The organism is Mycolicibacterium wolinskyi (assembly GCF_002101965.1).
Classification (GTDB): domain Bacteria; phylum Actinomycetota; class Actinomycetes; order Mycobacteriales; family Mycobacteriaceae; genus Mycobacterium; species Mycobacterium wolinskyi.
This window is the reverse complement of record NZ_LQQA01000005.1, coordinates 74,414-95,616: the sequence shown is the minus strand read 5'-3', so window position 1 is coordinate 95,616 and position 21,203 is coordinate 74,414. Positions and strand designations below refer to the sequence as shown.

At 66.7% G+C, this 21,203-nt stretch carries 25 protein-coding genes and 1 tRNA gene; 14 read left to right on the top strand and 12 right to left on the bottom strand.

Annotated elements, in window-relative coordinates:
• Window positions 1-7: 7 nt before the first annotated feature.
• Window positions 8-313 (bottom strand): hypothetical protein, encoded by a 306-nt coding sequence (locus tag AWC31_RS02340; protein ID WP_067846664.1) that lies wholly within the window; start codon window positions 311-313, stop codon window positions 8-10.
• Between the two features lie 110 nt (window positions 314-423).
• On the opposite strand from AWC31_RS02340, the gene AWC31_RS02335 reads away from it, so the two are divergent.
• Window positions 424-840, top strand: coding sequence for an HIT family protein (locus AWC31_RS02335; protein WP_067846993.1), 417 nt, complete (start codon window positions 424-426; stop codon window positions 838-840).
• Here AWC31_RS02335 and AWC31_RS02330 read toward each other — a convergent pair.
• The gene (locus tag AWC31_RS02330; RefSeq protein ID WP_234790783.1) at window positions 800-2,239 is read right to left on the bottom strand and encodes a sensor histidine kinase; all 1,440 of its coding nucleotides are present in this window, start codon (window positions 2,237-2,239) and stop codon (window positions 800-802) included. The two genes, AWC31_RS02335 and AWC31_RS02330, sit on opposite strands and share 41 nt — an antisense overlap.
• A gap of 30 nt (window positions 2,240-2,269) precedes the next feature.
• A complete protein-coding gene (locus AWC31_RS02325; RefSeq protein WP_067846670.1) occupies window positions 2,270-2,989 on the bottom strand; it encodes a response regulator transcription factor in 720 nt (239 codons plus the stop codon).
• 96 nt (window positions 2,990-3,085) lie between these two features.
• On the opposite strand from AWC31_RS02325, the gene AWC31_RS02320 reads away from it, so the two are divergent.
• From AWC31_RS02320 to AWC31_RS02310, 3 genes are all read left to right on the top strand, one after another.
• Window positions 3,086-3,901: a hypothetical protein gene (locus AWC31_RS02320; protein ID WP_085142354.1), complete on the top strand. Its 816-nt coding sequence runs from the start codon at window positions 3,086-3,088 to the stop codon at window positions 3,899-3,901.
• Between the two features lie 27 nt (window positions 3,902-3,928).
• A tRNA-Thr gene (locus AWC31_RS02315) sits at window positions 3,929-4,003 on the top strand.
• 41 nt (window positions 4,004-4,044) lie between these two features.
• Window positions 4,045-4,449, top strand: coding sequence for an HNH endonuclease (locus AWC31_RS02310; RefSeq protein ID WP_085142353.1), 405 nt, complete (start codon window positions 4,045-4,047; stop codon window positions 4,447-4,449).
• Window positions 4,450-4,459: 10 nt separating this feature from the next.
• On the opposite strand, the gene AWC31_RS37255 is transcribed toward AWC31_RS02310, so the two are convergent.
• The 3 genes from AWC31_RS37255 to AWC31_RS02300 all read right to left on the bottom strand — a co-directional run bounded on the left by AWC31_RS37255 (window position 4,460) and on the right by AWC31_RS02300 (window position 6,571).
• Window positions 4,460-4,615 (bottom strand): hypothetical protein, encoded by a 156-nt coding sequence (locus tag AWC31_RS37255; protein ID WP_165765886.1) that lies wholly within the window; start codon window positions 4,613-4,615, stop codon window positions 4,460-4,462.
• Between the two features lie 29 nt (window positions 4,616-4,644).
• Window positions 4,645-5,781, bottom strand: coding sequence for a glycoside hydrolase 5 family protein (locus tag AWC31_RS02305; protein ID WP_067846676.1), 1,137 nt, complete (start codon window positions 5,779-5,781; stop codon window positions 4,645-4,647).
• A gap of 88 nt (window positions 5,782-5,869) precedes the next feature.
• Complete coding sequence (locus AWC31_RS02300; protein ID WP_085142351.1) at window positions 5,870-6,571, bottom strand: cutinase family protein; 702 nt, start codon at window positions 6,569-6,571, stop codon at window positions 5,870-5,872.
• A gap of 267 nt (window positions 6,572-6,838) precedes the next feature.
• Between AWC31_RS02300 and AWC31_RS02295 the strand changes: the two genes are divergently transcribed.
• The 5 genes from AWC31_RS02295 to AWC31_RS02275 are packed head-to-tail and all read left to right on the top strand — an operon-like array spanning window position 6,839 to window position 12,161.
• Complete coding sequence (locus tag AWC31_RS02295) at window positions 6,839-9,223, top strand: xanthine dehydrogenase family protein molybdopterin-binding subunit (RefSeq protein WP_085142349.1); 2,385 nt, start codon at window positions 6,839-6,841, stop codon at window positions 9,221-9,223.
• A 2-nt stretch (window positions 9,224-9,225) separates the two neighbouring features.
• Entirely contained in the window at window positions 9,226-9,918 is a 693-nt protein-coding gene (locus AWC31_RS02290; RefSeq protein WP_085142347.1) for an SRPBCC family protein, read from the top strand.
• Window positions 9,915-10,790 (top strand): FAD binding domain-containing protein, encoded by an 876-nt coding sequence (locus AWC31_RS02285; protein ID WP_067846690.1) that lies wholly within the window; start codon window positions 9,915-9,917, stop codon window positions 10,788-10,790. Before AWC31_RS02290 ends, AWC31_RS02285 begins: the two co-directional genes overlap by 4 nt.
• Window positions 10,783-11,274 (top strand): (2Fe-2S)-binding protein, encoded by a 492-nt coding sequence (locus AWC31_RS02280; RefSeq protein ID WP_067846693.1) that lies wholly within the window; start codon window positions 10,783-10,785, stop codon window positions 11,272-11,274. Before AWC31_RS02285 ends, AWC31_RS02280 begins: the two co-directional genes overlap by 8 nt.
• Window positions 11,271-12,161 (top strand): NAD(P)-dependent oxidoreductase, encoded by an 891-nt coding sequence (locus tag AWC31_RS02275; protein ID WP_085142346.1) that lies wholly within the window; start codon window positions 11,271-11,273, stop codon window positions 12,159-12,161. The genes AWC31_RS02280 and AWC31_RS02275 overlap by 4 nt, the downstream gene beginning before the upstream one ends.
• Before the next feature lie 14 nt (window positions 12,162-12,175).
• Here AWC31_RS02275 and AWC31_RS02270 read toward each other — a convergent pair whose 3' ends face one another.
• Together AWC31_RS02270 and AWC31_RS02265 are read right to left on the bottom strand one after the other, a co-directional pair.
• The gene (locus AWC31_RS02270; protein ID WP_067846699.1) at window positions 12,176-13,012 is read right to left on the bottom strand and encodes an SDR family oxidoreductase; all 837 of its coding nucleotides are present in this window, start codon (window positions 13,010-13,012) and stop codon (window positions 12,176-12,178) included.
• A 44-nt stretch (window positions 13,013-13,056) separates the two neighbouring features.
• On the bottom strand, window positions 13,057-13,965 hold the full coding sequence (locus AWC31_RS02265) for an enoyl-CoA hydratase (protein WP_085142345.1): 909 nt from the start codon (window positions 13,963-13,965) through the stop codon (window positions 13,057-13,059).
• Window positions 13,966-14,231: 266 nt separating this feature from the next.
• Here AWC31_RS02265 and AWC31_RS02260 point away from each other — a divergent pair, with 266 nt between their 5' ends.
• The 5 genes from AWC31_RS02260 (at window position 14,232) to AWC31_RS02245 (ending at window position 17,130) form a co-directional block, all read left to right on the top strand.
• The gene (locus AWC31_RS02260; RefSeq protein WP_085142344.1) at window positions 14,232-14,588 is read left to right on the top strand and encodes an intersectin-EH binding protein Ibp1; all 357 of its coding nucleotides are present in this window, start codon (window positions 14,232-14,234) and stop codon (window positions 14,586-14,588) included.
• A gap of 65 nt (window positions 14,589-14,653) precedes the next feature.
• The gene (locus tag AWC31_RS02255; protein ID WP_085142342.1) at window positions 14,654-14,983 is read left to right on the top strand and encodes a hypothetical protein; all 330 of its coding nucleotides are present in this window, start codon (window positions 14,654-14,656) and stop codon (window positions 14,981-14,983) included.
• 94 nt (window positions 14,984-15,077) lie between these two features.
• Entirely contained in the window at window positions 15,078-15,467 is a 390-nt protein-coding gene (locus AWC31_RS02250) for an intersectin-EH binding protein Ibp1 (RefSeq protein WP_084356517.1), read from the top strand.
• Between the two features lie 46 nt (window positions 15,468-15,513).
• Window positions 15,514-15,678 (top strand): hypothetical protein, encoded by a 165-nt coding sequence (locus AWC31_RS36675; RefSeq protein ID WP_110774878.1) that lies wholly within the window; start codon window positions 15,514-15,516, stop codon window positions 15,676-15,678.
• Window positions 15,679-17,130 carry an alpha,alpha-trehalose-phosphate synthase (UDP-forming) gene (locus AWC31_RS02245; protein WP_067846708.1) on the top strand — a complete coding sequence of 484 codons (1,452 nt, stop codon included), beginning with the start codon at window positions 15,679-15,681 and terminating at the stop codon, window positions 17,128-17,130.
• Here the strand turns inward: AWC31_RS02245 and AWC31_RS02240 are convergent.
• From AWC31_RS02240 to AWC31_RS02225, 4 genes are read right to left on the bottom strand one after another with little or no spacing between them, the layout of a single operon-like run.
• A complete protein-coding gene (locus AWC31_RS02240; protein ID WP_067846711.1) occupies window positions 17,117-17,602 on the bottom strand; it encodes a mammalian cell entry protein in 486 nt (161 codons plus the stop codon). The genes AWC31_RS02245 and AWC31_RS02240 overlap by 14 nt on opposite strands.
• The gene (locus AWC31_RS02235; protein ID WP_067846715.1) at window positions 17,602-18,291 is read right to left on the bottom strand and encodes an Rv1363c family protein; all 690 of its coding nucleotides are present in this window, start codon (window positions 18,289-18,291) and stop codon (window positions 17,602-17,604) included. The genes AWC31_RS02240 and AWC31_RS02235 overlap by 1 nt, the downstream gene beginning before the upstream one ends.
• Window positions 18,291-20,015, bottom strand: coding sequence for an MCE family protein (locus AWC31_RS02230; protein ID WP_085142340.1), 1,725 nt, complete (start codon window positions 20,013-20,015; stop codon window positions 18,291-18,293). The genes AWC31_RS02235 and AWC31_RS02230 overlap by 1 nt, the downstream gene beginning before the upstream one ends.
• A complete protein-coding gene (locus AWC31_RS02225) occupies window positions 20,015-21,136 on the bottom strand; it encodes an MCE family protein (RefSeq protein ID WP_085142805.1) in 1,122 nt (373 codons plus the stop codon). The genes AWC31_RS02230 and AWC31_RS02225 overlap by 1 nt, the downstream gene beginning before the upstream one ends.
• Window positions 21,137-21,203 lie beyond the last annotated feature (67 nt).

Here is a 21,203-nt window from a genome sequence, read left to right as displayed (position 1 = left end):
CAGGCAATCAGCGCCTGCCGCACACCCCGCGCTCGAAGCGACGGCCCCGGCGGCTCGGCCTGGCGCCGTGCAGCACAGGCAGTTTGAGCGCCCGGTAGTACGTCAGGACCACGCGATCGTCACCGTGCGGTGACGGCGTGCAGGAGTGGAACGTCCAGCCGTCCAGCCCGCGATCGACGAGCACCGGGTCATCGACCACTTCCCACCAGTTGTCGGCAGGGACATCGAGATCGATCCACTCGTACCGAGCATCACGTTCGTCCGGGGCAGCTGGGTCGTCGCCGTTGGCTTCCCACTTCACCGCGTCGGTCACGAGCGGCTCACTCCTTCGCACAAATTTAATAAGCCTTACTAGTTAACCGCGCGATTCTTCCCTGCGCAACGAGATGGGCGTCTCATTGGCGGCTCACTATGCTCATGACCATGGCGTCCGTCTTCACGAAGATCATCAATGGTGAACTGCCCGGCCGATTTGTCTACGAGGACGACGAGAACGTGGCGTTCCTGACCATCGCGCCGATGACCCAGGGCCACACCCTGGTGGTGCCCCGCGCGGAGATCGACAACTGGCAGGACGTCGAGCCTGCGGTGTTCGGCCGCGTGATGGAGGTGTCACAGCTCATCGGCAAGGCGGTGTGCAAGGCGTTCGGTGCGCAGCGCGCCGGGGTGATCATCGCCGGCCTGGAGGTCCCGCACCTGCACGTGCACGTGTTCCCGGCCTACAACCTGACGGACTTCGGGTTCGCCAACGTCGACAACAACCCGTCGGCCGAGTCTCTCGACGAGGCGCAGGCCAAGATCAAAGCCGCGCTGGCAGATCTGCAATCCGCGGCAAGTTGACCGTGAAGCGGCACCCCCGCCCCGGCGCGGTGGTGACCTTCACCGTGCCGCCGTGTGCATAGACCAGGGAATCGACGATCGACAACCCCAGGCCGGTGCCGCCGCTGGCTCGGGTGCGCGATGAGTCGGCCCGGTAGAACCGTTCGAAGACACGACGGGCGTCCTCCTGGCTCATGCCCGGCCCCTCGTCGCACACCTCCAGCACGGCGTTGTCGCCTTCGGTGCCGACGCGCACGGTGATGCCCGCGTTCTCCGGTGTGTGCTGCACCGCGTTCGCGACGAGGTTGCCCAGCACCTGACGAAGCCGCGCCTCGTCCCCGAGCACCTCGGGCGTGCCAGGACCGTCGAAGACCTCCATCGTCACGTTTCGCTTCGGCGCGATCGACTGGGCATCGTGCACGGCGTCGGTGGCCAGCGCCAGCAGGTCGACGCGGTGCTGGTCGAGTGGCCGCTGCGCATCCAGTCGCGCCAGCAACAGCAGGTCCTCGACGAGCAGGCCCATCCGCCGGGACTCGCTTTCGATCCGGCCCATCAACATCTCAATGTCGCGGGCCGCACCCTGGCGATAGAGCTCGGCGAACCCGCGGATCGTGGTCAGCGGGGTCCGCAGCTCGTGGCTGGCGTCGGTGATGAACCGCCGCATGCGTTCCTCAGAGGTCCGCGCCTGCTCGGCGGAGGCCTCCGACGAAGCCACGGCCCGCTGGATCTGTGCGAGCATGCCGTTGAGCGCCGAGGACAGCCGGCCCACCTCGGTGCGCGGATCCCGTTCTGGCACACGGCGATCGAGCTGGCCGGCGGCGATGGCCGCGGCCGTCCGTTCGACCTCGACGAGCGGACGCAGGCTGCGGTGCACCACCGCATATCCGACGACGCCGAGCACCAGCAGCACCGCCGCGCCGATCCCGACCTGCGACCAGACCAGCGCGCGCACCGACGACTGCACTTCCGACAGATCGATCGCGACGGTGGTGAGCCCGCCGGACGCGCCGCGAACAGTCATCGCCCGCCACTGCACGCTCGAATTGTCGATCGACCCGACGGTCACCGGCTCGGGGCCGACATCGTTGTCGTCGGGCAGCGCGGGTTCGGCCTCCCGGTCGTTGACCGCGATCCAGGTGCGGCCGTCCTCATCCACGCCGCGGACATAGAAATTCGACGGCGGCCGAGCTGGGTTGGGACCCTCCAGCGGCGTCGTCGGCATGCGCCGCGGCTCCTGCGCCCAGCTGCGGGACGCATCAAGCAGCGTCTGATCGATTCGGCTGACCTCGGTGTGACGCATGATCGACGTGACCGCCACGCCCGAGGCGAGCAGGCCGCAGGCCACCAGCACGAGTGCGGCGGCCACCAGCCCGACGCGCAGCGGCACTCCACGCCGCCCACGGTTCACGCGGTCAAACACCTCAAAAGTATGCCGCCGACGAGCAGGGCGTCAGCGCGGCTCGCGCAAAACATAGCCCACACCGCGCAGCGTGTGCAGCAGGCGCTTCTCGCCGGTGTCGATCTTGCGGCGCAGGTAGGAGACATAGGACTCGACGACATTGACGTCGCCGCCGAAGTCGTAGCGCCACACGTGGTCGAGGATCTTGGGCTTCGACAGCACGGTGCCTGCGTTGATGATGAAGTAGCGCAGCAGCGTGAACTCGGTCGGCGACAACGAGACCGGCTCGCCCGCCTTCCACACCTCGTGGGTGTCCTCGTCGAGCTCGATGTCGGCGAAGGACAACCGGGCATTGCGGGGTTCTTCGACGCCTCGGCCCGACCGCCGCAGGATGACCCGCAGCCGGGCCACCACTTCTTCGAGACTGAACGGTTTGGTGACGTAGTCGTCACCGCCCAGCGTGAGCCCGGCGATCTTGTCCTGCAGGCTGTCTCGCGCGGTGAGGAACAGCGCGGGCGCATCGATGCCGTCGGCGCGCAGGCGGCGCAGCAGACCGAAGCCGTCCATGCCCGGCATCATCACGTCGAGGATGACCGCGTCGGGGCGAACCTCACGCGCCTTGTCCAGCGCCGCGGCACCGTTGGATGCGGTGTGCACCTCGAACCCCTGGAACTTGAGGCTCACCGACAACAGCTCCACGATGTTGGCCTCGTCGTCCACGACGAGGATCCGGGCTTCCGGAACGCTTTCAGGCAGTGCAGGCATGGCCATTCCGCAATGTTGACGCTGTCGCTTGGAGTAATCCTGCACGCCAGCTGTGTACTTCCTGTGAGTTTGAGTGTGATCGCTCTCACCTAGACTGGCCCCATGAACCTCGGCAAGACGCTGGTCCAGTTTGCCACTGCCCCGGTACGCATAGGACTCGCAGTAGCCGACGCCGGCCTCGGTATCGCCGGCGAGACGCTCAACGCCGTACAGCGTGGCATCACCGATGCGAACCCGCTGAACGGCAGGTCATCGGTAGCGCATATGTTCGGTCTCGACGACGCCGTCGAGCGCGCGAACCGGCTCGCGCGACTCATGGACGACGACGCGCCACTGGGCCGGGCCCTCGCCCCCAACGGGCCGGTCGACCGGTTGCTGCGCCCGGGCGGCCTCGTCGACCAACTGACCGCCGAGGGCGGGCTCCTGGACCGGCTTACCGCCGAGAACGGCCCCGTCGCGCGGGCCGTCGCACCCGGCGGGCTGATCGACCAGGTGACGATGGAAGGCGGCTTCCTCGACCGCATGACCACCGAGGACGGTGCGCTGTCGCGGGTCATCGCGCCGGGTGGATTGGCCGATCAACTCCTCGCCAACGACGGGCTCATCGAACGCGTCCTGCGCGAAGACGGCGTCGCCGACCGGCTCCTCGCCGAAGGCGGCCTGCTCGACACCCTGACCGATCCCGACGGGCCCCTCCTCAAACTCGCCGACGTCGCCGACACCCTCAACCGACTGGCACCCGGCCTCGAGGCACTGGCACCGACCATCGACGCCCTGCACGACGCCGTCGTGACCCTGAGCCAGGTCGTCAACCCGCTCAGCAACATCGCCGACCGGATCCCGCTGCCTCGCCGTTACGGCAAGCGAACCGCACCACGGCCCGTCACATCCCAGCGAATTATCGACGCCGACGAGTGACCCGTTAAGCTAGGGCGCGTTCCACCCGCCTCCTTAGCTCAGTGGTAGAGCAACGCTCTTGTAAAGCGTAGGTCGTCAGTTCAATCCTGACAGGGGGCTCCACGCGGCATTCGCTTGTCGGTGCCCGCCCGTAACTTCCACCCATGAGAGTTTGTCTCGGCTGCGGTTCGCCACTCTCGAAGCGCAGTCAGAAGGTCTACTGCGGTAATGCATGTCAGGCGCTGGCCCGGCGCGATGCAAGTACAAAGCAGTGGCTGGAATCCGGCGCAGCGCGCATCGATGGCCACCAGGGCCACTACATTCGGCAGTACCTTGCCGCCGCTCAATCTCACTGCTGCGCGATCTGCAGCACGGCCAGCACGTGGCAAGGCCTGCCGCTCGCATTTGTCTTGGACCACATCGACGGAGACCCGACGAACAATCGTCGCGAGAACCTGCGACTTGTCTGCCCGAACTGCGACTCGCAGCTCCCGACGTACAAGAGCCGGAACCGAGGCAACGGGCGCCACTACCGCCGACAGCGCTATGCCGACGGCCAGTCGTACTAGTGGCGCAGAGTCAATTCTCGTCGGCGATCTGTTCCCTGCTCTCGTGTTGCCCGGGAGCCTCGGGATCCTGGCCCTGGCGGTCGAATTCGTCCTGTTGCTTCTGCTGCCGTTCGGTCGCCTCGCGTGCGTCCTTCGGTACCGGCCGACCACCATCGCTTTGATCCATGGATCGTGAATCGCCCGCTGTCACGACAGCTAAACCCGCGCGGTCAGTTTCCGCAGCGTCTGATATTCAGCGTCGCGGTACGGCCGGCCGTCGGGCCGGAGTAGATCGCTGAACCAGACCTTCGGCACCTCGGTGTAGGGCTTGTCCCAGGAATCCCACGGAAAATAGGTCTGGGTCTTGCCCGCCACCAGACCCCAGCTGTACGCACCGACGTTGTGCCGCTTGGCAATTGGTAGCACCCCTTCGATCGTGCTGCCCTCGTTGCGGGCCAGATATTCGGTGCACAGGATGGGTCGCCCGTAGGGCGCGAGTTCGGCGATGCGGGCTTCGAAGTCGCTCGGCCCGCCGTAGGAGTGAAAGGAGATGACGTCGGAGTTGTCGAGCTGGAAGTTGTCCATTTCGCTGCGACTGCCCGGGCCCCAACTCCCCTGCCATACGCCACTCGTCAGCGGCTGCACCGGATCGACCGACCGCGCCCATCCGAACACCTGCGGAAGCAGACCCCCGACGAGGTCGATCTTGTCCTTGCGTTCGACACTGCGGTACTGCTTGGCGGGGTTGTCCGGCTCGTTCCACAGGTCCCAGCCGAGGACGCGATTGTCGGTGCGGAACTGGCTCATCACACCGATGACGTAGTCGCGCAGCAGCGGGCGGTAGCGGGGATCGTCGATGCGCTCAGCGCCGGGGCTCTGCACCCAGCCCGAGTTGTGGACGCCGGGTGTCGGCGCGCGCTGGGCGCCGAGTTTGGGGTTCGGGTCCCAGCACGAGTCGAAGAAGACGAACAACGGTTTGATGCCCTGGCGCGCCGCGATCGAGACGAACTGCGCGAGCCGGCGTTGAAAGCCGCCGCGGTCCTGCGCCCACAACAGATCGTGCAGGAACACCCGCACGGTGTTGAACCCGAGCAGCCGGCACGCCCCGAGCTCACTGTCGATGCGCCGGGGGTCGTAGGTGCCCGGCGCAAACATCTCGAGTTGGTTGATGGCGTTCGAGGTGATGAAGTTCGTGCCGACGAGCCAGCCCTGCGCCTGATACCACGCGTTCGCCCGCTCGACCGGCCATTGGCCTGGTGCGGCGCTCGCGCGAGGAAGGGTGGACAGCGCCTGGGGAAGAGCCATGGATGCTGCGAGTACCAGCGGAATTTTCAGGGCTGTTCGACGGTGCACTTAGTGAACATAGTGTGCCCCAGCAAAATACCGAGCCTCACGTATCACATTGCAACCATTGAGGTTTCAAATTGTTATCCGCGGCTTGTCACAGGCGGCCCACCACATAGGACGCGGCTTCGGCCGTCATCCCGTTCACGCCGTACATCGCATGCGCGAAGCTCGGACCACCGACGGGCGCCCCATCGCAGATCGTGTCACCCGGTGCGCACAGGTCGATTGTCTTGTCGGCGTAGCGTGGCCCGATCACCACCGGCGGCGCGCCTACGTCGCGCATGAACTGGTCCGACGGCTTACCTATCAGGACCACGGCCGCGACATGGTCGGACACCTCGGGCGGCATCGGATCGGGGATGTACTGCTCGTACTCGGTGGGCACGGAATCCGGGATGGCAGCCGAGGTCACGAAGCCCGCCACGACAGCGCCCTGTGAGTAGCCTCCGAGCACGACCCTGGTGTTGGGACAACTCGTCGCGGTGGCCTCGACATGGTTTGCGGCGTCGCGGATTCCGTCGACGACGGTCTTGGCGAATTCGATTCGGTCGCCGAAGTTGCCGCTCGCCGGGTAGTTCACCGGGTACACGTTGACCGACTTGCCGACGGCTTGCGCACGCAGCGCATCGACGAAGGCCTGGCCGGTTCCGCCGACGCCGGGTGGCTCATAGGTGCCCCGCGCGAATATCACTTCGACGTCCGGACACGGTTCGGCCGCCGCGACCGGGGCGGGGGCGATCGGCAGTACACACGCGGCTAACAGCGCAGCACCCTGGACAAGCTTGGCGACCTTCATGAGAACTCCACGTGCATCGGACGAATGAGACCGTTGCCGTTCCCCATGCTGGCACATCGCAAACCCCGTCAACGCAGGTCTAGCAAATCTGGACGAGTTCTAGTTGCGGTGCGAGCCAGGGTCGAGTCTCAAACTCTATGGAAATGACGCTCTCATCTTCAGGCACGTTGCTTTCCGTTGTACGATAACGGCACTCTTGACGATGGCGTCGGCTGCCCGGCGGCCTCTACTTACGCGCAGAAGTAACCGACGGATTGGAGCGATCCTATGGCCCCAGCAGCACCGGAAACCGTCGCCACCCGCTACGCAGGCCGACGCGTCGAGCGGGTCGAGGACACCCGGCTGCTGACCGGTCGCGGCACGTTCGTCGACGACATCACGCGTCCCGGCATGCTGCACGCGTGCTTCGTCCGCAGCCCGTATGCGCACGCAAAGATCAAAGGCATCGACGCCGCGGCCGCCCTCGCCCTGCCCGGCGTCCACGCGGTCTTCACGGCCGACGACATCAACCCGGACGTGAAGGAGGCCTGGCACGCCGTCGCAGGCAAGGACGTCCCCGATACGCCTCGCCCGCCTCTGGCCGACGGTGAGGCGAAGTTCGTCGGCGACCCGGTGGCGATCGTCGTCGCAGACAGCCGCCGCCTCGCCGAAGACGCCGTCGACCTCGTCGACGTGAGTTACGAACCGCTGCCCGCGGTCGCCGACTTCCGGAAGGCGGTCGGCGGATCCGATGCCGGTGTTCCGGTCGTCCACGAGGCCTACCCCGACAACGTCGCAGGCGGTATGGGTGGCGCACCGCCGGACGAAGAAGTCTTCGCCAACGCCGCCCACGTCGTGAAAGAGCACATCTATCAACAGATGTATGTGCCGGTCCCGATGGAGACCCGCGGCCTGGTCGTCGAATGGACCGCCGGCACTGAGGAACTCACCATCTGGGGTTCGACGCAGACACCGCACGAGCTTCGCGCGTTCGCGGCGCGCCTGCTGGGCATCCCCGCGCAGGGAGTCCGGGTCATTGTGCGCGACACCGGCGGCGGGTTCGGCCAGAAGGTCGTGCCGATGCGCGAGGACATGTGCATCCTGCTGGCCGCGCGCAAGGTGCCCGCCGCGCTGAAGTGGATCGAGGACCGACGCGAAAACCTCATGTCGGCCGGGCAGTCCCGCCACGTCGACGGCACCGTCCGGATGGCATTCGACGAAGACGGCAAGATCCTGGCCGCCGACATCGACTTCGTGCAGGACATCGGTTCATACCCGACGCCATATCCGGTGTTGACCACCGCGGCCATCGGGATGTTCTTCCCGGGCCCGTACCGGATTCCCAAGGCAAGCTTCAACTACAAGACGGTGTTCTCCAACACCGCCGGGCTGCACGCCTACCGCGGTCCATGGCAGTACGAAACCCTCACCCGCGAAATGCTTCTCGACATCGCCGCGCGCAAGATCGGCATGGATCCCGTTGAGCTCCGGCGCATCAACATCCTGCGCGGTGACGAGATGCCGTTCTTCAATCCCAACGGCATGCCATACGACAACTGCGCACCCGCCGACACATTCGAACAGGCCGTCAAGATCCTCGATCACGAGGGATTCCGCAAGGAGCAGGCCGATGCGCTGGCCGAGGGCCGCTACATCGGTCTGGGTTTCTCGGCGTACATCGAACCCACCGGCGCGGCGACGGGGCACCTCGCGACCGAAGGCGCGACGATCCGGATGGAGCCGACCGGAAAGATCAACGTCTATGTCAACGGCGGCTCGAGCGGCAACAGCATCGAGACCACCGTCGTGCAGCTCACCGCAGATGCGTTGGGCGCCAACATCGATGACGTGTCGACCATCCAGGGTGACACCGCCGTGACGCCCTACGGCGCGGGCACTCAGGGCAGCCGCAGCGGGCCGATGACGGCGGGCGCGGTCAGCGAGGCAGGCACGATCCTGCGCAACCAGATCGTCGCGATCGCGGCCCAGATGCTCGGCGCCGAACAGGCCGACATCGAACTCAGCGGGTCGAAGGCCACCGTCCGCGACAATCCCGACAAGTCGGTGAGCTTCGCTGACATCGCCTACCGCTCGTACTACGAGCCCGCACAGCTCGGCGGCACATCCCCCACGCTGGAGGCCACCGCGCGGTTCAACTCACAGGCAATGATCCACTGGGCCAACGCCACCCACGCCTGTACGTGTGAGGTCGACGTCGACACCGGACACGTCACGCTGACGCGCTACATCGTGAGCGAGGACGTCGGCCCGATGATCAACCCGAACGTCGTGGAAGGCCAGGTCGCCGGCGGCACAGTGCAGGGCATCGGCGGCGCACTGCTCGAGCAACTGGCCTACGACGAGGACGGAAACCCGCTGTCGTCGACGTTTGTCGACTACCTTCTGCCCACCGCGACCGAGGTGCCGCCGATCGAGTTCGGCCATGTCGAGATTCCCGGCCCGGGCGTCGGTGGTTACAAGGGTGCCGGCGAGGGCGGTGCGATCGGATCACCGCCCGCCGTCATCAACGCGATCAACGATGCGCTCGCCCCGCTGGGCGTCACCATCACCGAACTTCCCGCCAGCCCTTCGAAGATCGTCGAGCTCATCGAGCAATCTGGCGGGCAGGAGCGAAGCGACCGGGGAATCAACCCATCCCGAAAGGACTCCTAACCGTGGAACTCAACAACGAATTCCGGGTCGCGGTGCCCGCCGCCAAGACCTGGGAGGTGCTCACCGATGTCGAGCGGGTCGCGCCCTGCCTGCCGGGCGCGACGCTGCTGAGCGTGAACGGCGACGAGTTCACCGGCGCGGTCAAGGTGAAAGTCGGTCCGATCACGGTGTCCTACCAGGGTGAGGCCGCGTTCCAGGAGAAGGACGCCAAAGCACAGCGGGTCGTGCTCAAGGCCAACGGCAAGGAAACCCGGGGCAACGGAACGGCATCCGCACTCGTCACCGCGCAACTGAAGGACGAGGGCGACGCGACGACCGTCGTCGTCACGACCGACCTCGCGATCTCCGGCAAGGCCGCCCAGTTCGGCCGCGGTGTCCTCGCGGACGTCGCGGGAAACCTGATCGGCCAGTTCGCCAAGAGCCTCGAAGCCGAGCTGATCGGAAGCGCCGCGCCGGCCGCCGGAACCTCTTCGGCGGCAACCGAATCCGGCCCGCAAGAGGCCGCCCCGATCAACGCGCTCGCACTCGCCAAGGTGATGGCGGTGCCGATGGCGAAGCGGTTCGCGCCCGCGATCGGCGCGGTCGCGGCCGCCGGCGCGGTCGGGTTCCTACTGGGCCGGCGCCGCGCGAAGCCGGCTCCGAGCCGGCTGCGGCCCGAAGACCTGCAGGCCGCTCTGTTGCGGTTGGTGTCGTGAAAGCCGCCGCGTTCGCCTACCACCGCCCCGCGACCGTGGCCGAGGCCGTGCACATGCTGGGCGAGTTCGGCGATGACGCGAAAATCCTCGCGGGCGGGCAGAGCCTGGTTCCGATGCTCGCGATGCGGTTGACGCACTTCGACAACCTCATCGACATTTCCCGCGTCACCGAACTCAACGACATCGACCGTCAGGACGACACCGTCCGAATCGGCGCGGCGACACCGCATGCACTGGTCGGGATGGACGACGAGGTCGCGGAATCGGTACCGCTGCTGACGATGGCCACCCCGCACATCGGGCACTTCCAGATCCGCACCCGCGGAACCCTCGGCGGTGCCATCGCCCACGCGGACCCGGCGGCCGAGTACGCCGCGGTGGCGCTCGCGCTCGACGCCACCATCGAAGCCACCTCACCACGCGGTACCCGGGAGATCGGCGCAGCGGAATTCTTCACCGGGCTGTGGGAGACCGCGCTGGCCCCCGACGAGATCCTGACGGCGGTGCGGTTCCCGGTGTGGTCCGGTCGCTGCGGTTTCGGGGTTCAGGAATTCGCCCGGCGCCATGGCGATTTCGCGATCGCCGGGGCCGTCGTGGGTATCGAGCTCGACGACGACAACCGGGTGAGCCGCTGCGGCATCGGCCTGTTGGGGCTCGGATCCACCCCGAAACGGGCCACCCCCGCCGAAGCCGCCGTGACCGGCACCCCGATCGGCAATGTGACGGCCGAGGAGATCGGCCGGCTCGCGATGTCCCAGCTCACCGACGTACCCGCCGACCTGCAAGGTTCGGCGTCCTACCGCACTCGGGTCGGAGCCGCGATGGTGGCAAGGGCCTGGACACAAGCAAGCGTGGAGGCGCTCAATGCATGAACTGCCGGTGCAGGTTTCGGTCAACGGGCGCACCCATCAAGCCGTGGTCGAACCACGGGTGACGCTCGCCGACTTCCTGCGTGAACAGTGCGGTCTGACCGGTACCCACCTCGGCTGTGAACACGGCGCGTGCGGCGCCTGCACGGTGCTGCTGGACGGCCAGGCCGTGCGCTCATGCCTCATCTTCGCCGTACAGGTCGAGGGCCAGGAGGTGACGACCGTCGAAGGTATCGCCGAACCGGACGGCGGGCTGTCACCCGTGCAGGCCGCGCTCAAGGAATGCCACGGCCTGCAGTGTGGCTTCTGCACACCGGGTTTCGTCACATCGATCACCGCGCTGCTGCGTGACAATCCGACGCCCACCGACGAGGAGATCCGCGAAGGCCTGTCCGGCAACTTCTGCCGCTGCACGGGCTACCAAGGCATTGTCAACGCCGTGCACCGCGCAGCGGGTTCGCCCGCCCCCGCCACAATGGAGGCATGAGGATCGGATTCATCGGCCTGGGCAACATGGGCGCGGCCATGGCCGCCAACCTGCTCAAGGCCGGACACGAGGTCACTGCGTACAACAGATCACCCGACAAGGTGGCCGACCTGGCGAACCAGGGCGCGCTGCCTGCGGCGTCGGTCGCCGACGCCTGTCGCGGCGACGTGGTGATCACCATGCTCGCCAACGACGCCGCGGTCGAGGCCGCGACGTTCGGCGACGACGGCATCCTGGGCGCCCTGCCGGAGGGCAGTGTGCACATCTCGTCGTCGACCATCAGCGTCGCGCTCGCCGAGCGGCTCACCGAAGCCCACACCGGCGCCGGGCAGCGGTTCGTCAGCGCGCCGGTGTTCGGCAGGCCCGAAGCTGCGGCCGCCGCCAAGTTGTTCGTCGTGGCGGCAGGCGAGGCGAGCGACATGACGACGGTGTCCCCGATTTTTGATGCGATCGGGCAACGCACGTTCGTGCTCGGCGACGATCCCAAGACCGCGAGCCTGGTCAAGATCAGCGGTAACTTCTTGATCGCATCGGTGATCGAATCCCTCGGTGAGGCAATGGCATTGGTCGGCAAGGCCGGCGTCGACAAGCAGCAGTATCTCGACCTGCTTACCTCGACGTTGTTCGACGCCCCGGCCTACCGGACCTACGGCGGGCTGCTCGCCCGCGAGGAGTTCACGCCCGCGGGCTTCGCCGCGCGGCTCGGCCTCAAAGACGTCAAGCTCGCGCTCAGTGCGGGCGAGGATCTGCAGGTGCCACTGCCGGTGGCGAGCCTGTTACGCGACCGGTTCCTGACGCTCATGGCCACCGGCGGCGGCGAGCTCGACTGGTCGGCGGTCGGCGCGCTGAGCGCCTGGGAGGCCGGCGGAGCAAGCCCGGCTCAGTAACCCCGACAGGTGACCTACTCGGTCGGCACGACCCCGCGTAGTCCGTCGGCGCCGAACAGCGGTTCGAGCATGCCCGAGATGTCGGGGCCGCGGCGCAACCCGTGGCCGCCGTCGACGTTGATGGCCTGCCCGGTGATCCAGCCCGAGGCGTCACTGAGGAGGAATACCGCGAGGTTGGCGATGTCTTCGACCTCGCCGAACCGGGGCAGCGGCGTACAGGCCTTGTAGTCGTCGGTCACGGCGGGCACATCCATGATGGGGCCGACCATCTCGGTGCGGGTCAAGCCGGGCCGGATGCTGTTGACCCGTACCCACGACGGGCCGAGTTCGTCGGCGGCCAGCATCAGGAGGTGGTCGAGCGCGGCCTTGCTGACACCGTAGGCACCGAACCAGCGGTGGACGTTGCTCGACGCGATCGAGGAGATGCCGACGAACGACCCGCCGCCGCCGCGCACCATCTCCCGGCCCGCGTGCTTGAGCAGGTACATGGTGCCGTTGACGTTGAGATCGACCGTGCGCCGCCACAGTTCCGAGTCGATCTGGGTGATCGGGCCGATGGTTTCGGATCCGCCCGCGCTGTGCACGACCCCGTGCAAGCGACCATGCCACGCCGTCGCGGCGTCGACCGCTCGGCTGACCTCGTCCTCGTTGGTCACATCGGCCGGTTCATAGCGGACCGAACCCGGCCCCTGCGCGCTGAGTTCGTCGGCGGCCGCACTCAGCTTGTCGGCGTTGCGGCCGATGAGCATCGCGTTGCCGCCCGATGCGACGATCGCCGCGGCAGCACCCTTGCCGATGCCGCTCCCACCACCGGTGACCAGATACGTACGATCCGCCAAGGACAGCTGCACTGCTGTGACCCCTTTACCCGAAACTGAAACAGGTTCTTGTTTGGTCAAGGTGTATCACGCCGGGCCGGCTTGGGTGCACCCAATGTGCGCCAATCCGGGACATCCGGTGGCAGGCCCACCGGAAACCGGTTCTCGTTGGCCGCGGCCCAGTGCGCATGTCCGAGTTCGTGGATGTGGAATGCGTGCCGCAACGCCTCGGTGAAGCCCATCGCGTCGCTGGCCGCGTTGACCGAGTCTTTGATCAGCAGCGCTGCCATGGTCGGCCGTTCGGCGATCCGGCGCGCGAATTCCAGTGTCCTGTCCTCGAGTTCGTCGCGCGGGAAGATCTTCGACACCATCCCGAGCCGGTGCGCCTCATCTGCGTCGATCGAATCACCGGTCAGCAGAAGCTCTTTGGCCTTACGCGGGCCGAATTCCCACGGGTGCGCGTAGTATTCGACGCCCGGCATCCCCATGCGTACGCCGACCACGTCGCTGAACTTGGCGTCGTCGGCGGCCACGATGAGGTCGCAGGCCCAGATCAGCATCAGGCCGGCCGAGATCGCGTTTCCCTGCACCTGCGCGATGGTGATCTTGCGCAGATCCCGCCAGCGCCGGGTGTTCTCGAAGTAGAAATGCCACTCCTGCAGATAGGTTCGCTCGGCGACGCCTGCGGCGGTCGCGCCGTGCGAACGAAAAGTCGGGTGCTGGTCCGGGCCGGGTTGGCGTTCGACGAGCGCCTCCTCGGAACCCAGATCGTGGCCGGCCGAGAAGTTCTTGCCGCGCGCGGCGAGGATCACCACGCGGACCTGGTCGTCTGCCTCGGCCCGGCCGAACGCTTCGTCCAGTTGCACGAGCAGCGTTCGCGATTGCGCGTTCTGCGCGGCAGGGCGGTTCAGCCAGATCCGTGCGATACGCCCGTCGTCGAGGGTCTCGTAAGCCACCTGGTTGGACGCGTCGTCTGAACTGACCATGTCGAAACCACCTCGCTGCGGGACCGGCACTTAACAAACTGCACCTTACGTGTATCACGGCCACTGGCTCACACCGGGATCACAGCAATCTGGCAGTGGCCTCACAGCCAGCTGCAAGCTGCATGAGGACCATCGGATCATCGAGCGTATTTATGTTGCGGCACGTAGGATGTCGTCACCAGGCGATTTCGCGGCGGACGATGGACGAGCCATCACTGCCAAACAGTCAGCAAACTGGGCAGGCACTCCAGAAAAGGGCATGACGAATGACCATCTCCCAGCTCTCAGCACGACGGCTGATCGTTGTGGGCAGCCTTGCCGCGGCGATCGCCGCGGCACCGGCGATCACGGCATTCACCATTCCGGCGACCGCGCTCGCCGCGTGCCCCAGCGGCGAGACCGAAGACACCTTCACCGGTGTCTGCGTACCCGACCTCGTTCCCAACTCCCCCGAGTTCACGTCCGCTCCCGGGCAGCTTCCGCAGATCGACGGCATCCCGTGCACGGGCGCCAACTCCGGGCAGTGCATCGGCCTCGCCGAGGAGCAGGAGGCGCAGGGGCCGCAGCCCGTTCCGCAGTCGACGGTCGGCAGCAGCCCGACCGCCACCGGCCACATCGGCTGATCCGGCAACCACAGGGAGTTAGCAGACCCCATACAGCCGAACCCCAGCAGTCCTAGACTGTTGGGGTGACGTCACGTCTGCTGTTCGGAGCAGGATTCGCCGCCACCGTGGCCGGTGCCGCGGCGTTGTCCTTGCTGCCCGGCGTGACGCCGGCGGCGTCGGCATCGTGCGCACCGGGCGAAGAATCCGACGTCTTCACGACGGTTTGTACACCTTTTATGGTGCCTAATTCACCCTCGCCGTTCACCTCGATACCGGGTAATCCCGATATCCCCGCCATCGACGGCATACCGTGCACCGGCCGCAATGCCGGACAGTGCATAGGCCTGGCCGAGGACGCCGAGGCTGCTGGACCGCAACCGATTCCGCGGTCGACCATCAGCGCGAGCCCTTAGTTTCCCAGGCAACTAGTAGAACTAATGCAGATTCCTCTCAGGTTCCATAGAATCCTCCCGACGAAACAGTCGAATAACTACAGAAAGCGTGACGATGGCGACCTTCCCGTACTCGATGCGACGACTGATCCTTGCCGGCGGATTTGTGGTTGCAGCGGCCGCCGCTCCGGCGATCACCGTCTTCGCCGTTCCGATGTCGTCCGCTCCCGCGGTGGCATGCCCCTCGGGCGAAGAAGAAGACCTCTACACCGGGGTGTGCGTCCCGCACACAGTGCCGAACTCGGGCGGCGCGTTCAGCCCCATTCCCGGTAACCCCAGCCTTCCCGCGGTGAACCTGCCCGGTGGCGGCGGTGCCATCCCGTGCACCGGCGCGAACTCCGGTCAGTGCATCGGCCTGGCCGAGGAGGCCCAGGCAGCCGGACCTCAGGCCGTGCCGGAGTCGACCGTCGGCAGCAGCCCGACAGTTCACGGTTCGATCGGCTGATCCAGCGGTAGGCGACCGGGTTTTCCCGGTCGCCTACAGTTGTTCTATGCCTGCAAAATCTGATCCCGCCGATATCGGCGATGTTGAACCCTTAGCCGACAGCACTGCCAGCCAGGCCCGACGCGTCGTGGCCACCTACGCGGTCGATGCTGACGAATGCCGGATGTTCCTCTCGATGCTCGGCATTGGACCGTCGAAAATCGAGGCCTAGATGTCTCCGGAGGGCGGCCGCAATTCCGTCTCCGGAAATTCCGACTTTGTCGTGGTGGCCAATCGGCTGCCGATCGACATGGAGCGGTTGCCGGACGGCAGCACGACGTGGAAGCGGAGCCCGGGCGGTCTGGTGACCGCCCTGGAGCCATTGCTGCGCAAACGCCGTGGCGCGTGGATCGGCTGGGCCGGTATCCCCGACAGCGACGAAGAGCCGATCGTCGAGGACGGTCTGCAGCTCTTTCCCGTTTCGCTGTCCGCCGAGGACGTGGCGAGTTACTACGAGGGATTCTCCAACGCAACCCTGTGGCCGCTCTACCACGATCTGATCGTCAAACCCGAATACCACCGCGAATGGTGGGACAGCTACGTCGACGTGAACCGCCGGTTCGCCGAGGCCACCGCACGGGCCGCGGCCCAGGGCGCGACGGTCTGGATCCAGGATTACCAGCTGCAACTGGTGCCGAAGATGCTGCGCATGCTGCGTCCCGACGTCACCATCGGCTTCTTCCTGCACATCCCGTTCCCGCCCGTCGAGCTGTTCATGCAGATGCCGTGGCGCACGGAGATCGTCGAGGGCCTGCTCGGGGCGGACCTGGTCGGCTTCCATCTGCCCGGCGGAGCGCAGAACTTCCTGGTGCTGTCGCGACGGCTGGTCGGCGCCAATGCCTCCCGGGCCTCGGTCGGAGTGCGTTCGCGCTTCGGTGAGGTGCACGTCGGTTTCCGCACCGTCAAAGTCGGGGCCTTCCCGATCTCGATCGACTCGGCCGAACTCGACAGCAAGGCCCGCAACCGCAGCATCCGGCAGCGGGCGCGCCAGATCCGTGCCGAGCTCGGCAACCCACGCAAGATCCTGCTCGGGGTCGACCGGCTCGATTACACCAAGGGCATCGACGTCCGACTACGGGCCTTCTCCGAACTACTCGAGGAAAGCCGCGTCAAACGCGACGACACCGTTCTGGTGCAGCTGGCGACACCCAGCCGTGAGCGCGTCGAGAGCTACATCGCGATGCGCGAGGACATCGAGCGTCAGGTCGGCCACATCAACGGCGAGTACGGCGAAGTCGGCCATCCGCTCGTGCACTACATCCACCGGCCGGTGCCGCGCGATGAGCTCATCGCGTTCTTCGTGGCCGCCGACGTCATGCTGGTAACCCCGTTGCGGGACGGCATGAATCTCGTGGCCAAGGAGTACGTCGCCTGCCGCAGCGATCTCGGCGGCGCGCTGGTGCTCAGTGAATTCACCGGCGCGGCAGCGGAATTGCGTCAGGCGTATCTCGCGAACCCGCACGACCTCGAAGGCGTCAAGGATGCCATCGAGGCTGCGCTCACCCAGATCCCAGAGGAGGGCAAGCGCCGGATGCGCGCACTGCGCAGGCAGGTGCTCGCCCACGATGTCGATCGGTGGGCCCGGTCGTTCCTCGAAGCGCTGGCGTCGACTAAATCGGATTGATCGCGTCGATCAGCCATTTGCCGTCGACCTTGCGGTACTCGACGCGCAGCCGGCTGCCGTCGTAGAGCGGCTGGCGGGACTGGTCGGTGACCGTGCGGTTCATGTACACGAGCACCGAACCGGACTCCCGCTGCGCGGCCATGACACCGACGCCGACGACGTTGATCTGCACGACGAGCTGACGCTTGCGCGCCTCGGGGATCACCGTCTTGGTCGCGTCCTCCTCGAACTTCTGCCGGAAGTCGGGAGTGAGCAGCGGATAGGTCTCGATGAGGCTGCGCTCGACGGTCTGGTAGTCGTAGCCGAACATCTTCGGGATCTGGTCGGCCGCCAGCGGAGCCAACTCGGCGCGGGTGGCTTGCTGCCCGTGCTGCTGCACGCGGTTCCAGTACAGCACTCCCCCGGCACCCGACAGCGCGACGAACGCCACCGCCAGCAGGCCGATCAGCAGCCCGGCGACTTTCGACCGCATCAGTTGCCCCCGTCGGGATACTTGAGGTCGTAGCCGGTCATGTGACCGTTGTCGTCCTCGTGCACGATGACGCGCAGCCGGTACGGACGCGTGGGCGAGTTCACCCCGTCGAGGTCGGTGACCGTCACCCACACCGACACCAGCACCGAGGCGTTGTTCGCGATCTCGTCGACCTTCTCCAGCGCGGCCCCGTTGACCACGGCCTCGGAGCTGGCATTGGTGTCGCGGAACAGCGCCTTGAGATTGTCGACGTTGTTGCCCTGGCTCATCATGTCGCGCAGGGGCCCGCTGGTCCCGTCGACGAATCGGTTCACGCTCTCGTCGATGGTTTCCTGCGTGTAGCTGAACATGTTGACCACGGTCTGCTTGGCCGTGTCGACGAAGCGCTCGTCGCGGGCCTGTGCGGCATCGACCGTGCGCTGTTGATCGACCATCACATAGGTCAGGACACCCATGCCCACTGTCGCGACTGCCAACACCGCGGCCGCGACGATCGCCACCAGCCGGCCGTTGGGCCGACGCCGCGGCGGCGCCTTGACGGGTTTGGCCACCCGGACCTTGGTCACGGGCGGCTCGACCCGCACCTCTGCCGTCGTCGTCGCCGTTGCCTCACCGGCGGCCGGGCCGGCCGCCCGGGACGCACGGCGGCGCACCGGCCTCGAGGTTTCTAAGGCCGTGTCTTCGCTCATCAAGCCTGCCTTGGATCCAGCATCAGGTCTACCCAGGTCTCCGCGGGTGCCAGGTTGTCGGCTCCGGGTGCGTACACACCGGTGCCGCCGTCGCCGGCCGCGAAGACCCCACTGTGCTGATCGTAGGTGCCGATACCTTGCGGGCTGGCCAGTGGTGCCTCGGCGGGCAGCGGACCGTCCCCCGCGGGAGGCGGGATCGGGGCCCCGGCGGGCGGCGCCGGCGGCGGTACCGCAGGCGGAACACCCGCCGGCGGCGGGGCCGTGCGGCCGTATGGCGGCACGATCTGATCCGGCGGCGCGTAGTACGGCAACGGCGGCGGAGGCGGGCCCACCTGGTTCGGCGGCACCGGCAGCGGGAACGGCGCGTGCGGCGCGGGCCCCGGCCCCGGCTGCACACCCGGCGGCAGTTGCACCACCGGTGGCCCAGGATCCGGATCCACCTGCGGCGGGATCATCGGGAACTTGTTGGGCGGCAGAATGTTTCGCCCGTCCTCGATCGGGGTCCCGTACGGCACCGGCGGACCACGCCACGGGTTGCTGCCGATCGGCACATAACCGTTGGGATCGCGGCACAGCTGGATCGTGGGCGCCCGCTTGCCGGGGAACTCCATGCACGGATAGTTACGCGCCCCACGCACGACCGCCGGATCGTTCTGTGCGGTCTTGCAGTACAGGTCGGGGGGAAGCTCGCGCAGCGTCTCGTCGGCAGGCGACCGGATCTCGGTCGCCGGGATGAAGCCCACCGAACACGGCGGTGGATCGCCGAGGTCGACCTTGAAGTCGAGCTTGCCGCCCTCATCGGTGGGGACGCCGCCGGCCACCGTGTTGAGTGCCGACATCAAGGCCGGGAAGATCACCAACGCCTGCTCGAGCGACTTGCTGTAGATCACGCCGATGCGCCCGAAGTTGGCCAGGTTGGCCGCAAGGATCGGGAACGTCGGCCGGATCCCGCTGAACGCGGTGTTGGCCTCGGCCGTCGCGCCGGGCACGGTCTTGAGCGTCGTGCGCAGCTGCGGATCGGCGTTGGAGACCTCCCCGGTGAACCGCGCCAGGCCCTCGGCCAGGGACCGGATGTCGTCGCCACCACGGATCTGGGCATCCAGGAACGGACCGGCCTGGTCGATGAGCTTGGTGGTCTGGTCGTAATTGGCGTTGGCCTCGTCCACCAGCAGCCGCGACGATTCGATCAACCGCGCGAGTTCGGGCCCGGAGCCGTTGAACGCCTTGAACGTTTCGCGCAGCAGGTCCTGCAGCCGGCTGTCCCCGATGCTGCTGACCAGATTGTCGGCCTCTTGCAGGAGGCCGGCGATGTCCTGGCCGACGCGGGTGTTCTGCTGGTCGATGGTGGCGCCGTTGCGCAGTTTGTCCGCCGACGGATCGTCGGGCGGGATCAGGTCGATGTACTGCTCGCCGACGGCCGAGACACTCTTGACGGTGGCGGTGACATTCTCCGGGATGGCGGTGCTGCTGTTCAGCCGCATCTTGGCGACGACGCCGTCGGGCGCCAGCCCCACCGACTCGACGCGCCCCACGGTGACGCCGCGGTAGGTCACGTTGGCGTTCTGGTAGATACCGCCGCCGGCAACGAAGTTGGCGTTCACGTTGTAGGTGCCGATGCCGACCGCGGCGGGCAGGTGCAGATAGAAGATCGAGATCGCGCCCACGGTCAGCACCGTGACGATCCCGAAGATCATCAATTGCATCCGAGTCAGCCGGTCGATCATTACGGCGTCCCCTCGTGCTGTGTCGCGGTACCCGGTGGGATCTTGAACGGGTCGGCGGCCTGTCCGGACAGGTTCGCCATCGCACCGGTCAGGAAGTCCGGCGGATTGATGACCTCGCTCATGTGCTTCATGTTCGGATCGAAGCCCGAGGTGGTGAACATCGACTCGCCGAACCGCCGCAATGTGAGGTCGAACGTCACGAACACGTTCAGATAGTCACCGCGGACCGCTTGGCGCAGGTACTTGTAGTGGAACGGGAACGTCGGCAGGAACTCCAGGTCCTTGATGAAGTCATCGACGTTGTCGTTGAACGCCTTGATCACCGGATAGAGGTCCTTGAGATCCGCCGCGAAATCGTCCTTCGTCTGCGACAGGATGCGCGAGCCCACCTCGGCGAAGCTGCGCAGTGCGGTGAACGCCTCGACGATGTTCGTGCGGTTGTCGTTGAGCACCTTGAGCGCCGCGGGCAACGTGTCGAGCGTGCGGCCCAGATTGTCCTTGCTGCGAGCCAAGATCGACGCGAACCGGTTGAGACCGTCGGCAGCGGCGATGATGTCGTTGGTTTGGCGGTCCAGCGACGACGTCAGCTCGGCCAGGCGGGGAATCAGGTCGGTGAAACTGCCCGCGCGGCCGGCCACGGCCGCATACGCCTCATCGGTGATGTCCTGCAGGGCTCCGAGATTGCCCTTGTTGACCACCATCCCGAGCGAGGACAGCACCTCCTCGGTGGTCGGATATCGGCCGGATTCGGCCAACGCGATGTTGGAGCCCTCGCGCAGCTCGCCCTCCCCCGGCTCGTCGGCCGGCGCGGCCAGTTCGACGTGCTGGGAGCCGAGCAGCGATGTCTGTGCCACCCGCGCGGTGGCGTTGGCCGGGAGTTTGACGTTGCCGTCGAGCGACAACTCGACGGCCGCGTAGAACGTTCCGTCCGGACGCTGCACCGCGTCGAGGCCGGACACGCTGCCGACAGTCACGTCGTCGACCATCACCGGCGAGTTCTGCGGCAGCGTCGCCACATCCGGCAGCTGCACCGTGACGGTGTAGGAGCCGGGACCGTGCCCTGCGGTGCCGGGCATGTTGAGCGAATTGAGGCCGCCGAACTGGCATCCCGCCAACAGCATCGCGCCGCTGCCGAAGGCCACCGTCCGGCAGGTGAGCCGTGATGCCTTGCTTCCCAACGCTTTACCT